The following is a 14,050-nucleotide window of genomic DNA, read 5'->3' as shown; positions in this document are numbered from 1 at the left end:
ATGGCATCCTACGACAAAGCCATAGAATTCAAGCCCCTGTAAAGATTAGACACTTCTTGCTTTAAGTCTTGCCTGAAGGGGGATAGAGATAATAAATTCAGCCCCTTGTCCTAAAACCGATACACATTCTAACTGTCCTTGATGCTTATTAGTTACAATCTGGTAACTAATAGATAGCCCTAAACCAGTTCCTTTACCCACAGGTTTTGTAGTAAAAAAGGGTGTGAAGAGTTGCCGTTGTATATTTTCAGAGATGCCAGAACCGTTATCAGCAATGCGAATGACAGCAAGATCACCTTCAACAGTAGTACGAATTGTAATAATGCCTGGGCGACGTATTCTCTCGGCATCAGTCCGATGTTTGTTAAATTCTTCCAAAGAGTCAATTGAATTAGCGATCAGGTTCATAAATACCTGATTTAGTTGCCCAGGGTAGCATTTTACAGGTGGCAGGTTGCCGTACTCCTGTATTACCTGAATTCCTGGAGAGTCTGGTTGGGGTTTAAGCCGATGTTGCAAAATCATTAGGGTGCTATCAATGCCCTCATGGATATCAACAGCTTTGACTTCAGCTTCGTCTAGGCGGGAAAAGTTTCGTAAAGATAATACAATTTGGCGAATGCGATCTGTTCCCACTTTCATCGAAGCCAACAGCTTAGGTAAGTCTTCCATCAAAAAATCTAAGTCAACCGCATCTATTTCATTCTGAACTTTAAGTGGTAAGTTCTGGTTTTGCTGCTGATAAAGTTGTACTACATTCATCAAGTCTTTGACATAATTATTGACGTAAGTAAGGTTGCCGTAGATAAAGCTGACTGGGTTATTGATTTCGTGAGCAACACCTGCTACCAACTGCCCCAGGCTAGACATTTTTTCGCTTTGCACCATCTGGGACTGAGTGAGCTTTAATTCATCGAGCGTTTGCTCTAGCTCCTTTGCTTTGTGACGCGCTTGGGTTTCCGAAATCTCTAACTCTTGGGAGTATATATGCAAATTTGTGTAGAGCCGAGCATTTTCTATAGAGATGGAGACTTGCGAAGTCAATAAGTTGAGTATCTCTAGTCGCTCTGCGGTAAAAGCTCCAGTGGTGAGGTTATTTTCCAGATAAATAATTCCAGTTAGCTTCCCCTGATGGGCGAAAGGCGAACATAAAACTGATTTGGGTTGATTGGCAACTATATAGTTGTCACTGGCAAAACGCTTTGTGTGGCTAGCATCATCTAAAACCAAATTTTCTTTTGTTCTTTCAACATAGTTAATCAGCAAAATTGGTAGTTTATGCGTTACTTGAGCCAGGCTGGATGATTGCACTCTCACTTGGTCTCGATCAACGCTTCCCTCGGCTTCAATCAGCCATTGGTTCTCCCGTTTAACAAGTAGATAACCCATTTGGGCACCAGCATTCTCGATCGCGATCGTCATCATCTTCTCCAGCAGCCGATTTAGCTCCATCTCACTCGACAGTGCTTGTGATGCTTTAATTGCTGTGCTTAAATCTAGAATTTGGGTTTTAGCTTCAGAAATATCTCTGATTGGGTTTGTAGCAGTGCCCCAAAGAGTTGCTTCTGCTGTATCTGTAAAAAATTGAGAATATTCTTCCTCTAGTTGTTGGACTTTGCCCATCGCTTCCCACTTCAAATAGCGATAGTGGGCTTCTATAAGATAAACTTTGGCAAGGTTTTTCCTACCCTTCGCCAAATAAAATTGAAATGCAAGTTCGTTTGCCAAGGCTTCATTTTGTAAATAACTGTTTTCGGCAGCAGAGGCGATCGCCTTGTCATACAACTCCATTGCCTGATAATCTTGTTGACAAATCCCAGCAATTTCAGCTTGAATCAGCAGGAACTTGTGTTGATAATTGGTTGGGCAGTGCATCGCCCATTGCTGGAATTTTTCCAGGTTAACATTTAGTTTATCCAGATAAATAGCTTGGGTTGTTGTATCTACTTCAGGATAAGCTCTTGCCAAAGCAATACTTTGGTGAAAGTAGAAAACAGGATTAATAAAAATTCCTCGTGCTCCCCCAACAAATTTTTCTGCATTTTCTGCATACTCAACAGCTTTGGTATACTCTCCATACCAGTTACAGAGCGCAAGTTTATAGATGTAAACTACAAATGCACTCAACATATCCGAAGATGCCAACGCAAACTCTAGCACTTGCCGTTCATCTGCCCAAGTTCCAACAAGCTCGTCAATCTTGCCTGCTGGCTTAGTTAGGTTAGCGATCGCTTCCATAGCCAGCAGATGGTAGTTCAACATATTTTTGTCAATCTTGCGGAGGGTAGGAATAAAATCTTCCGCTACTTCTGCGGTTTTTTCTAAAGATTCATTCCCAAACAAAGATTGCCATAAAAAATTAACAGAACAATAACCAGACCATTGGTAAGAGCCTGTTTCTAAACCGCTATTAAATCCCTTTAATAAATAAGGTTTTGCCTGACTAATATGGTCTTTGTAATGACAGATTAAACCTCCCCACATATTCAAAATGTTTGCTTCTAATTCCTTCGTTCTCATAATTTCATGGAGTTGGAGAGAAAGCTGCCCAAACTCATAACCTGAATCTACCTCACCATATTGAAATACTAAGTTGAAGGAATACAGCATATAGCCAAATACCGAAATTGGTGAGTTGCCATACTGAACTGAAAGTTGAGTTATGTTCATAGATGTGATATGCAACGCTTTAGATCCTAAAAAGTAGGCAATGGGCCAGACTTCTTTTAAGATGCGTTGAGCCATTAACTTCTCTTCGTCTTGCATTTGTGGTAGTTCTGCCAGACTAAAAGTTGAGCGATCACCAATAACTTCCTTGGTATGATTAAGTTTTTCTAACAAATATGCATCATCGGGATAAGCTGTAAACTCAAAGCCTAAAAGTTCCAAGGTGTTTAACCCAATTTTATATGCAGAGTTTAAATCATTTTCCATCCGATAACACATAATTCGATATTCATTCACCCGACACATATCAAGAGTAGTTTTAACCTGATTGTAAGTCTGCTCAAAAATCAGCAAAGCTTTCTCATATTGACCATTTAAAAATCTTGCTTCTCCAACTTGTAAATATAATGTTAAGGTGAGTAAATAATTATCTTGCCAGCTATTTTCAGGTAGATAACTCATTCCTGTTTTCAGCAATTTGAGTGCAGTTACAAACGCCGAAGATGATTTTGCTCGCTGACCTGCTTTCAGATTTAATTCTGCCAGTTCATATCTTTCTACTTGTTCAACAATCAATGACTCTCCAGCATTGAGATGGTTGACGATCTCAAAAAGATGTTCTTCCAACTGGGCTTTTTCAGTATTGTGTAATAGTAATTTTCCCACCTTTAGGTGTACTTGTTGTTGCTGACCGATTGGAATTAAAGAATAGGCAGCTTGCTGAACGCGATCGTGCAAGAACTTATAGTCAACTTGTACCGCAGTATCGCAGTATGTTGCCAATTCTGACTGATTCAACAACTGAGGAATTTTATAAGTACTGCTCAAAGGAAGAATTAATCCCGCCTGCAAAGCTGACCATAAATCAACTGCTGTTGCTGATGTAGATTTTTCGTTGACTACTGCTAGAGTTTCTAAATTAAAACGATTACCAACACAAGCAGCTAATTGTAAAACTTGCTGAGTTGGTTGTGACAGTCTCTGAATTTTATTCACCATTAAATCGACCACATTATCGGTAATGGCTTGTGACTGAATTTTGTTAATATCCCACTGCCAGAAACCCGAACGGTAATCAAATGTCAAGAGATTATCTTGATGCAATACTTTTAATAACTGAGTCAAGAAAAAGGGATTACCTTGGCTTTTTTGAAGTAGCAAATCAGCTAAAGGTTCTGCCTGGGATGATTCGCAATTGAACGTGTCAGTCAGCAGTTGAGTAATATGAGGTGCTGCTAATGGCTTCAAGAGCAGTTCTTCAACGGTTGCCCCAGATACTCGAATTGCCTCTAGCATTAGTATTAGCGGATGGGTGGGACTAACTTCGTTATCTCGGTAAGCTCCAATCATCAATAAATACTGGCTTTCTAGGTCAGTCATCAAATTCTCGACCAGCCTCAAAGAGGCAGCATCTGCCCATTGCAGGTCATCTAAAAACAGTACTAACGGATGATCCGCAGCAGTAAAGGCATTGATAAATTGCTTAAATACCCGATTAAAACGGTTTTGAGACTCAGTAACACCCAACTGCGGTACAGGTGCTTGCTGCCCGATAATCAGTTCTACTTCTGGGATAACATCAATAATGACCTGACCGTTAACTCCCAATGCTTGTAGCAATTTATTTTTCCAAACCTCAACTCTGACTTGGCTTTCAGTTAACAGTTGTCGCATCAATTCTCGAAATGCCTCAATCAAAGAAGCATAAGGAATATCTCGCTTGAGTTGGTCAAATTTGCCACCGATGAAGTAACCTCGTTGCCGCACAATCGGTTTATGAACTTCGTTCACCAGAGAGGATTTGCCGATACCTGAGTATCCTCCTACTAACACAACTTCACTCGAACCAAGGCTAACTTTCTCGAAGGCAGCCATAAGAGCTGCCACTTCTACTTCCCGACCATAAAGTTTTTGAGCTATTTGAAATTGATGCGAAAAATCCTGCTCACCTAAGCTAAAAAGGTCAATCCTTCCTTTTGTTTCTAGTTGAAGCATTGCTTTCTCTAGGTCAGCCTTTAACCCGTAAGCACTTTGGTAACGATCTTCAGCATTTTTGCTCAGGAGTTTCATAGCGATCGCACAGATTCCCAGTGGTAGATTAGGATTAATCTCATCAGGAGCCATTGGAATTTTCGCAATGTGACAATGCACTAACTCCATTGGGTCTTGAACATTCTGGAAGGGAAGCCGACCCGTCAGCATTTCGTAAAAACTCACGCCTAATGAATAAAAATCTGTACGATAATCTAACGTTCGGTTAATACGTCCAGTTTGCTCTGGCGACATATAAGCCAGCGTTCCTTCTAGCAGGTTGAGGCTACTGATTTCTGGGCTTTCTTTTGACAGCAGCGAAGCAATGCTAAAGTCAATCAGTTTTATTTTTTCGCTATTAGGGTTATAAAGAATATTTTCAGGCTTAACATCCTTATGGATAATATGGTGACTATGTAACTCTCCTAATGTTTCGGTAATTTGAACGGCGATGTTAAGAAATTTTCTTACTTCAAACCCTGTAGTAGATATGTGATCTTTTAAGGATTCGCCGCCAAAATCTTCTAAAACCATTGCTAGACCATTACTATACCCATTGTCGTAATTAATTAATTTATGGGTTTTGATTACACCTGGAATATTTAGGTTTTGGATAATTTCGTATTCGTGCTTGATCTGAGCAATCTCTTTGACAGTAGGATACTCTGCTTTGAGCAGTTTGATCACAACTGAGTCTCCGTTAGCTTTACAGTATGCTCGGTAAATTACTGTGGCAGTAGCTTCATAAATTAAACTGGTAAGACTATACTCCGGGATACGAGCAATTAATTTAAACACTATTACTTGCCTGAATATTGTTTTATAATGGATATTGGCGGTTCCTATAATGATTCCCAAAATTCAAGTCAAGTTAACTCTTCAAATTCTAGTTAAGCCCAGATCAGCGGCTTCCAAAATGCGGATATCCACAATCTTAATTTGCAAAGCTACCAACTCGTCACTCTAGCAGCTTGCGAAACCGCGATTACAGGTAATCACACCATCACTACAGAATATGTCGAGCTTGTCAGTGGCTTTATGGGTTGCGGTGTAGCTCATGTTGTCAGTACCCTATGGACTGTAGAATCAGCTGCTAGCGCTTTGATGATGATTCAGTTTTACCAATTGCTGCAACAAGGACAATCACAAGCAGTGGCTTTGGCTGAAGCTACCCAATGGCTGCGAAATATCACAAATGCACAACTTGCAGAATGGTATGCAGGGAAAATTCCTACATTACCTTAAGATGAAGGGATCATTCGTCCTTTTTTACAAGATCAGTTCGATGATATTAAGATCAGACAAACAACTGATCAACCCTATAGTGATCATTACCACTGGGCAGCTTTTACAATTATTGGAGTTTTTTGAACATGCAACCTTTAGAAGCCTATAATCTCAAAGCTTTTGTCTTTGCATTGTCTTACCTTGATGCACCATTACCAGATGATGTGCAAACACAGGTTAATCAAGTAAATATTCCCGATGACATTAGTAAACTGGATGCGATCGCACGCAATTATTCGCCGTTAACTGAACATTATCAAACTGCTCGCCAAAATTTAAAACAGGAAGCTGAAATCCGCAGCAAAGGCCCTTTACCCGCTAAAATTAATCAGGCTGCCGAACAGCAAAACACAGAAATCAACAATATTCTTGTTGCCATTGATGAACTAGATGATCAAAATTTAACTGAAATTGCTGAACCCATTCTCAATGCTTCTGATTCTGTAACTGTCGCTAAAGACACGTGGGCAAGAATTATTCTCTCTCTACAAACGCCTATGCCATGAATCAACAGTATAATCTTATCTATCCAACTATTGATTTATTTGTCTATGACCTGCAACAAGGTTTAGGACAAACAGATAAGCAAGTTAACCAAAATCGTCATTATTTTTGGCGTAAAATTAAACCAGATTTAAATAAAGATTACGAGAAAGTTAAAGATGATGATTTGCTGAAACAACTCGCTACGTTAGAAAAAACCGAAGCAGATTACGTCGAGTTACTCGTACCCGAAAAACAAGAAAATTTTCCGCCAGATATAGCAGGTTATTATTACGCATTGCAACTAAGTGATACCTATGCCCTGCAAGTAGATAGCGGTGTTACTGATTATCTGGGCAAACCTATGAGTAAATTTCAAGATATTAAACAAAATATAGAATCTCGTATTCATCACCAACAAGGGAAAATTGGTCAAACTTGGTTTGTTTGGGGACAATTAGAAAAAATTTATAACCCGGAAGAAATTAGAGCGATCGCTGAACAATGCTATAAACAAAGAAATCCCAGCTTTCAGGGTAAAATAGCTTTGCAAAGCCAGAGCAATTTTTTAGGTGCATCTGCATTTTTAGTCTGGGAACAGCCGAGTGATTGGGCAAATGAACAGAGTTTTAAAGATAGCTTGCATATATTAATATGTTTGTTTCCGCCACAGCAATCCCTAAAAAATATTACAGAAAGTATCGCTAATATATATTTTGATTTAATCCGTCTGTTTTGCTATCGCCATAAAATCCTTTGGGCTTATCACCAAAGCCGCAAATTGAAAAGCCGAATCAAGAAAGATTTTAACGAAGTGCAAGAAACTGTCAAAAAAATCAGAGATTTAGGAGAACAACTAAACAACGGTAGACCCAATCTTGAAGAATTACAAAAAACCTTAACTGATACGCTGACAATCTTATTGGAATACGCGATTAATTTAAGTTACCTAGATGACCAAGGACGCACAATCAAAGTTAATTTGAATAATTATAAAAAGCGGCTAGAGAAGATTTCACGAGAAAATAGCAACAGCCAATTACAATCTATACAGCAATTTGGCGAATTTAGTGCTGATAAATATCTGCTGCAAATAGAAACAGATTACATCAACCTCAGCCCCGGCTTGACTCTGCTGCAAAATTTAATTAGTACAATTCAAGGTACTATTGACATCTACCAAGCGAAAAGCGATCGCAACTTAGAAAACTTCATCGGTAGCGCAAGTATTGGATTAGCAACCAGCCAAATCGCATCTAGTGTGTTAATTGCTCAATACCCACCCAATAGCAAAACACCATTTTTCCTTACAACAGCCTTCTTGTGGAGCGTTGTTGCTGGAGTGCTAACCAGTATAATAGCCTGGATATTGTTTAAAAAAATTCGCCGTTAATAACTCTTGCCTTAGCGACGGCAGTCGCTACAACGGGGGGAACCCCCGCACCGCGCTGCCTCTTTTTAGCGTCCTTTGCGGTTCCATACCCTAACCATGTCCACCCAACCCACAATCCAAAGCATATACACCGATGGTGCTTGCACCGGAAACCCTGGCCCTGGCGGTTGGGGAGTTGTCGTCTACTTCAGCGATGGCTCAATCCACGAAATGGGCGATGCATCCCCTCATACCACTAATAATAAAATGGAAATGCAAGCTGCGATCGCAGCCCTACAATTCCTGCAAACATCTCAACAAGCCCAACCCATAACCCTTCATACCGATAGCGAATACCTGATTAACTGCGTTACCAAGTGGGTGAAAGGCTGGAAAAAGAAAGGCTGGAAAAAGTCAGATGGTAAACCTGTGCAAAACCAAGACCTTTTGGAAACTCTCGATCAACTTAATACCCAACAGGTAAAATGGCAACACGTCCGGGGACATTCTGGTAACATGGGTAACGAACGCTGTGATCTGATCGCTCGCACCTATGCGAGTGGCAATATCCCGCTACTACAACAATTATCACCCACAGATTTTTACAACTCTTTACCTGATTCCAGCGAACTAAATGTAGCAAAAGTAGCTGATTGTGAAAAAAACTCTCGAATAATTAACCAAAATACCCAACAAGTCAGTACTTCTGCACTAGAAATAACTGTTATGGAACCATCAACTGGGCCAACTGCGGCCGCAACCGATGAAAAACCGTTAGAAATGAGGGTTTCGCAACTCCGCAGCTTGGTCGAAACTCTGCGTATCGCGGACGAAATTTCTGAAAAAGGCTACTTAATCACCAGTTCTGAGTTAGCAGACTTGATGGATGTCCACGCCAGTGCTGTCACCAGTCGGGGAGATCAATGGCGCTGGCGAAACTGGATAGTGTCACGGGTACGCCGTGAAGGAAATCAAATTCTTTGGGAACTGGAACGTGGGGATCAAATAGGAGGTGAAGAGGAGTTATGAGTTGTGAGTTATGAGTTGTGAGTTATGAGTTATGAATTTTTAACTCCTTACTCCTCAACGCCACTTGCTACAACTCTTGGAACCCTCCGAAGTTTGGATGCCTACGGTATTTGCTAGCCAACGGATAGCGCAGCGTAAAGCCTGCGGCATGGCTTCTCTGCGAGACGCTCTTGCGTTCGCTTAGAGCGAGTCCGCGTACCCCTTCGGGGAAGCTAGCTACGCGCAGCGTCTCGTAGAGAGCGTCGGAAGCCTTTGCTCTAACTTCTCACCGCAACGCAGTGGCTCCTCCTAACTCAGCACTCAACACTATATTTGCGTCCCCGCCACTCGCGGGGGGTGCGGAATGCAGATAAGAAAATTCGCAGCACAGCTAAGGGATCAGCCAAAGGCGAAAGCCAGAACAACCAGCCGCCTTTGGCACTTTTGCGATCATAGGAAGGTGCGATCGCTATTAGCATAGCAAAGCGAATCACCACAAGAAATAAATTCAGTCCCAGCAGAAGAAGTGAGGGAGTCGGGGAATAGGGAAGTGGGGGAGAAATCAACAAAAAAGTCAGGACAATTAAAAGGGGTAGACCTTGAACAGATGTGAGTAGCCATAAATCTCCCCATAACTGAGAACGAGAAGTTGCATCTTTGAGGTCAAGACTCCGCCCCCATTCCTTCCACGTCTCCATCGCCCCTTCATACATCCGTACCTTCAGCACCTTTGCGCCATCTAAAAAGCCCACTTTATACCCTTGGATAGCAATATTCCGTGCCAGAGTGACATCATCACAAAAAGAACCACTCGCACTGCTATAGCCACCCACAGCTGCTAAAACGGAGCGACGACACAAAAAACACTGCCCATTTGCCATTACTCGTTCTGGCTGCTCTGTATTGATCCCAGCGGGGTCAAATCGGTAAAGCAGAGTCATCAACAAAGCCGGTTGTAGCCAACACTCTCCTGGATATTTGAGGATGAACTGGGGTGAAAGGGAAACCAGATCATAGCCTTGTGCTTCGGCCGTCTTCACCAAACCAGCAACCAAACCAGGATGCGGTTGAATATCAGCATCCAGCCCCAGAAACCACTGACTAGCCTCTGAGCTATATAGAAAACCGTTATGCAACGCCCAAGGACGCCCCACCCAACCAGAGGGTAAGGGGTCATCTGTGATCAGGCGAAAGCGCGGATCTTTCTGCTGTGTCGCTTTTACCAAGTCGGGGGTGCCATCATCAGACTTGCTGTCTACAACAATTATTTCCCGAACTTCGTAGCTTTGCTGACTTAAACCAGCTAACAGAGGGCTAATGCGAAGTGCTTCGTTCAATGTGGGAACGACGACACTAACCCTACCCAAAAGCTCCGGTGTCGGCTGTTGCGGTTCTATTGGAGGATGGCGTCTTGGCCCCTTTAGCAGGCGCGAAAACAGAATCGCCGTTGCTGGTACTTGGATAAGTAGCAATAAAAAGGATACGGCGCTTTCTAGTATCAAAGCGTTGTCATTAGTCATTGGGCATTGGGCATTAGGCACTTGTACTGAGCGTAGTCGTAAAGCCTGCGGCATAGCTTCTCTTCTCTAAAAGACGCTACACGAACGCTTAAGGCGCAGCCCAAGGTAAAGAAATATTGGGCATTGGGGAGCCAGTGCGTCGCGGAGGTTCCCTCCGTTGAAGCAACTGGCGTCATGGGGCATAGAGAATTAGTTATTCCCTTCCACTCCTAACTCCTGTACAGACGCGATTAATCGCGTCTCTACTCCTAACTCCTGTACAGACGCGATTAATCGCGTCTCCCCAATCTATAGGCTATTTCAAGGCAACTTTAACGCTTCTTGCCACCGAGACTTCCTTGCTTGCTGGTTCAACAGCAACTTGAGTGGGCGTGGTTGAACTGTTTAACCACAGCGCCACAGCGGGAGTCACACCAAGCAATAAGCCTAGTAACACAGGGATGGAGAACCCAGCGGCCAAGCTTAGTCCGGCGGCGAAGGCGAAGTTAGTTAAATAAACGACTAAGGGTAAGTTGAGTTGCGATCGCTCTAATTTAATCGAGGTATTTCTCCACAATAATCCTGCCACACTCATAAACAGGGCGCTAGTACCAAACCAACCTGCATAGTTCTGGTAAGGTGTCCCAAAAAAAGCTCCTGGTTGTTCCCAATACCAGAAGGGCAGAGAAGATTGACTCATAGCTGGCTCAAGGGCAAAATCCCAGCAAGTGAAGAGCAAAGCACCAACGGCTATAGCAGCAATATGGCGCCCCCAACTGGGTTTTTGAGCCACTTTCAAACCAGATATAGCAATTAAGTAAGACGACAGCCCAACATAGAACCAAGATAAAGGAATTGTGAAAGGAACTAGCCCCCCAATCTTATAACCCAAGCCACTCAAGTAGCTATAATCACCAAATGGAAAACCTGTGCTGGTTCCCAGTAGTTCACTTCCCAAAGAGATAAACACAGCCGGTAGCATAAATGCTAACCAAGTTCCCAATCCCAACGTCCGGTAGGCATAAATAGAGACAGCTATTGTCCCCAAGATGATATCAACTACACCGCCGCCAGCCATACTTAATTGTATGGCAGTTTCGCCAACCTGCGATAAGTTTAAAATTATTTCGGCATTAGGTACGACCAGTAGCATCCCTACCAGTCCAAAGGCTTTTGACACGATATGACCAATCAGGCATACGCGCTCAGCGATAACAAGTTGTCTCATAATAATTCCTTAACAAGATATGACACGCGGCTACTCTGCTGCTAACAGTTTACAAATGTTTAACAATATATTTAACTACTTTGTGCTGCAATTCTCTACAAACTTGTTTGGCTTTCTTGCCAAGAGCATAACAGCCTATTGATTGAAGCTATAAGAAATATGATGATAAACTTACTAGTCTAAACCATATAGTCAAAATCTAGATACTTTCATCAGCAAAAACTTCTGGTTTATTGTCTCACAGAAAGACGACTGCGGTTGCCCAAACATCACGGTAGGGGAGGAATTGTCGCCTTGTCGTCTTGGTCGTCAATGGTCCTGCCGTCATTAGTATTACTGAACACGAGAAATTAAATATAATTACTAATGACTCAGCGCAAAGTCGAGCCAGTCCGTTGGTGAGGTTCCCCCACTTAAAGGAACTGGCGTTGAGCGGAGGTTTCCACCGGAAAGCTAGCAAATACCGTAGGCATCAGAACTTTGTAAGAATTACTAATGACGGCAGGACTCGAAATCCTCGCCGCGTAAAGCCGGGGGATGAGTTAATGATACCCATATAATGAAAAACTCCTTCCATGCAGGGATCTCGTTGAGGGAGGACAACCATCACAGATTAAGCAAGCCCTAAAGTAAAATGAAGTTTTTAGTTACTATTCACCGTTGGCGCAATCGAGATGAGTTTGATCAAATTAGGGATAGTGTCCAAGCAGGCGATGGTTTTCACCAACCCTTGTGTCAGAAAAAATATTGTATGTGATATAACATTTTGATGGTGAGTGTGAAAAATGACACATTTACCCCTACAAATCACCCCAAGGGCTACGAGGTATGCCGTAATCTAGAAGTTGTCCATGAACAACTTCCTAAATTGTGCTGGCAGGAGAGAGTTTTTATTATTCACTCTTCCATACTTGCACTACAACAGGTTCAGGGTTTAGAAGTTTGACTATTGAACAGCAGTACTCATTTATCGAGACGAATGGTAGCCCGTGCGTGGCTTCCATCGTTTCAAGGGTACATAACTTTCTATTGCCCCAATGTTTTGCGACGTGACGACCAAGTATTTGTGCTGATTCATTTATTGAATTTGGCGCTGCGATCGCTGACAGGGAATTAAATTTGTCATTCCACGAAAACTTCAAGTACAGTCCAAAACTTCTGCTGGACTGTATCCCGATAACCCCAAAAAACAGAATGTATCTCTAGAATCAATCGGCAACAACATAGAAGATAATTGACTATTAACTTAATGACTAACAGACGCCAATTTTTAAAAGGGGTGGCAGGGCTTTCTAGCTTATTTTTAGCTGCTTGTGGCTGGAGGCTGGCTGAAGTACGTGCTAATTCTAGTACGAATGGTCAACGTGACCAACTTTATATCTTTACCTGGACGCAATATACCGACAACCAATTACTGAAAACTTTTAGCACCCAAACCGGCATGAAAGTGCTAGCGGATGTGTATGATTCCAATGATGTCATGCTGGCTAAATTGCAAGCTGGAGGCGGTGGTACTTACAGCATCATCTACCCATCCGATTACATGGTGCAGAAGATGGTAAACAAGGGTTTGTTAACAGAAATAAATCACGATCGCTTAATCGGTTTAGAGAATTTATTCCCCCGGTTTCAGAATCCTAGTTATGACCCCAATAACCGATATAGTATCCCTTTTAATTGGGGAACAACAGGTTTACTTTACAATTCCGAAAAAATCAAGGATGCACCACAAGACTGGGATTACCTTTGGCAAAACCAAAAGCAACTTAATCAGCAGATGACCTTGCTCAATGATGTTCGAGAAGTGATGGGTGCGACGTTACGGATGCTAGGTTATTCTTACAACTCAAAAAATGAACAAGAAATCAAACAAGCTTATGAAAAGTTGAAGGTGCTAAAGCCTGCGATCGCACGTTTTGACACCGACGCTTGGCAAAATCAAATTCTGGCAGGAGATTTACTATTGGCAATGTGTTATTCAGCAGATGCGGTGAGAATCTCTCAAGAAAATCCTAAACTAAAATATGTGATTCCTCGTAGTGGTTCTTCATTATGGACAGACACTATTGTTATTCCCAAAGCAGCCCCCAATTTAGCTGGAGCCTATGCTTGGATTAACATGATTTTGCAACCAGAAATAGCAGCCCAAATCAGTCAACGCCTGAATGTTTCTACGCCTAATAGCGCTGGATTTGAGCAATTACCAAAAACAATCCAAAACAATGCTAATTTATTTCCCTCAGAGTCACTTTTAGCAAATTGTGAACGTGTTACTCCGGTAGGAGAATTTGAAGAGGTTTACGATCGCTATTGGACTCAATTAACTAGCAGTTAACTAAAATAATTAGGAGTTAAGAGTAGAGACGCGATTAATCGCGTCTGTACAGGAATTAAGAGTAGAGACACGATTAATCGCGTCTGTACAGGAATTAAGAGTAGAGACACGATTAATCGCGTCTATACAGGAGTTAGGAG

The 14,050-nt window shown here is 42.0% G+C and carries 10 protein-coding genes; 7 read left to right on the top strand and 3 right to left on the bottom strand.

From position 1 onward, the window contains the following. Positions 1-45 precede the first annotated feature (45 nt). Positions 46-5,496: a trifunctional serine/threonine-protein kinase/ATP-binding protein/sensor histidine kinase gene (locus V7L29_RS12175; RefSeq protein ID WP_334735615.1), complete on the bottom strand. Its 5,451-nt coding sequence runs from the start codon at positions 5,494-5,496 to the stop codon at positions 46-48. A gap of 141 nt (positions 5,497-5,637) precedes the next feature. On the opposite strand from V7L29_RS12175, the gene V7L29_RS12170 reads away from it, so the two are divergent. The 4 genes from V7L29_RS12170 (at position 5,638) to rnhA (ending at position 8,869) form a co-directional block, all read left to right on the top strand. Continuing rightward, positions 5,638-5,943: a CHAT domain-containing protein gene (locus V7L29_RS12170; RefSeq protein WP_442944181.1), complete on the top strand. Its 306-nt coding sequence runs from the start codon at positions 5,638-5,640 to the stop codon at positions 5,941-5,943. A gap of 128 nt (positions 5,944-6,071) precedes the next feature. Further along, complete coding sequence (locus V7L29_RS12165; RefSeq protein ID WP_334735614.1) at positions 6,072-6,491, top strand: hypothetical protein; 420 nt, start codon at positions 6,072-6,074, stop codon at positions 6,489-6,491. Then, positions 6,488-7,861, top strand: a complete 1,374-nt coding sequence (locus tag V7L29_RS12160) for a hypothetical protein (RefSeq protein ID WP_334735613.1) — start codon at positions 6,488-6,490, stop codon at positions 7,859-7,861. Before V7L29_RS12165 ends, V7L29_RS12160 begins: the two co-directional genes overlap by 4 nt. 96 nt (positions 7,862-7,957) lie before the next feature. Continuing rightward, entirely contained in the window at positions 7,958-8,869 is a 912-nt protein-coding gene (rnhA, locus tag V7L29_RS12155; protein WP_334735612.1) for a ribonuclease HI, read from the top strand. A gap of 293 nt (positions 8,870-9,162) precedes the next feature. Here the strand turns inward: rnhA and cruG are convergent, their stop codons facing one another. Both cruG and cruF read right to left on the bottom strand, forming a co-directional pair. After that, positions 9,163-10,368, bottom strand: coding sequence for a 2'-O-glycosyltransferase CruG (gene cruG / locus V7L29_RS12150; protein WP_334735641.1), 1,206 nt, complete (start codon positions 10,366-10,368; stop codon positions 9,163-9,165). A 295-nt stretch (positions 10,369-10,663) separates the two neighbouring features. Next, entirely contained in the window at positions 10,664-11,575 is a 912-nt protein-coding gene (cruF, locus tag V7L29_RS12145; protein ID WP_334689872.1) for a gamma-carotene 1'-hydroxylase CruF, read from the bottom strand. Between the two features lie 778 nt (positions 11,576-12,353). Here cruF and V7L29_RS12140 point away from each other — a divergent pair. The 3 genes from V7L29_RS12140 to V7L29_RS12130 all read left to right on the top strand — a co-directional run bounded on the left by V7L29_RS12140 (position 12,354) and on the right by V7L29_RS12130 (position 13,910). Then, positions 12,354-12,521, top strand: a complete 168-nt coding sequence (locus tag V7L29_RS12140; RefSeq protein ID WP_334735611.1) for a hypothetical protein — start codon at positions 12,354-12,356, stop codon at positions 12,519-12,521. A gap of 3 nt (positions 12,522-12,524) precedes the next feature. Further along, positions 12,525-12,692 (top strand): hypothetical protein, encoded by a 168-nt coding sequence (locus tag V7L29_RS12135; RefSeq protein ID WP_334689873.1) that lies wholly within the window; start codon positions 12,525-12,527, stop codon positions 12,690-12,692. 132 nt (positions 12,693-12,824) lie between these two features. Further along, the gene (locus tag V7L29_RS12130) at positions 12,825-13,910 is read left to right on the top strand and encodes an ABC transporter substrate-binding protein (RefSeq protein WP_334735610.1); all 1,086 of its coding nucleotides are present in this window, start codon (positions 12,825-12,827) and stop codon (positions 13,908-13,910) included. Positions 13,911-14,050: the final 140 nt, after the last annotated feature.

Source organism: Nostoc sp., assembly GCF_036916575.1.
Lineage (GTDB): Bacteria > Cyanobacteriota > Cyanobacteriia > Cyanobacteriales > Nostocaceae > Nostoc.
The sequence above is the reverse complement of the archived record's forward strand: the minus strand, read 5'-3'. Positions and strand labels throughout refer to the sequence as shown.

Bases quoted from the DNA above. Each gene is read 5' to 3' on its own strand.
- V7L29_RS12165 (WP_334735614.1), top strand. From the start codon at position 6,072: ATGCAACCTTTAGAAGCCTATAATCTCAAAGCTTTTGTCTTTGCATTG.
- V7L29_RS12160 (WP_334735613.1), top strand. From the start codon at position 6,488: ATGAATCAACAGTATAATCTTATCTATCCAACTATTGATTTATTTGTC.
- rnhA (WP_334735612.1), top strand. From the start codon at position 7,958: ATGTCCACCCAACCCACAATCCAAAGCATATACACCGATGGTGCTTGC.
- cruG (WP_334735641.1), bottom strand. From the start codon at position 10,368: ATGACTAATGACAACGCTTTGATACTAGAAAGCGCCGTATCCTTTTTA.
- cruF (WP_334689872.1), bottom strand. From the start codon at position 11,575: ATGAGACAACTTGTTATCGCTGAGCGCGTATGCCTGATTGGTCATATC.
- V7L29_RS12130 (WP_334735610.1), top strand. From the start codon at position 12,825: ATGACTAACAGACGCCAATTTTTAAAAGGGGTGGCAGGGCTTTCTAGC.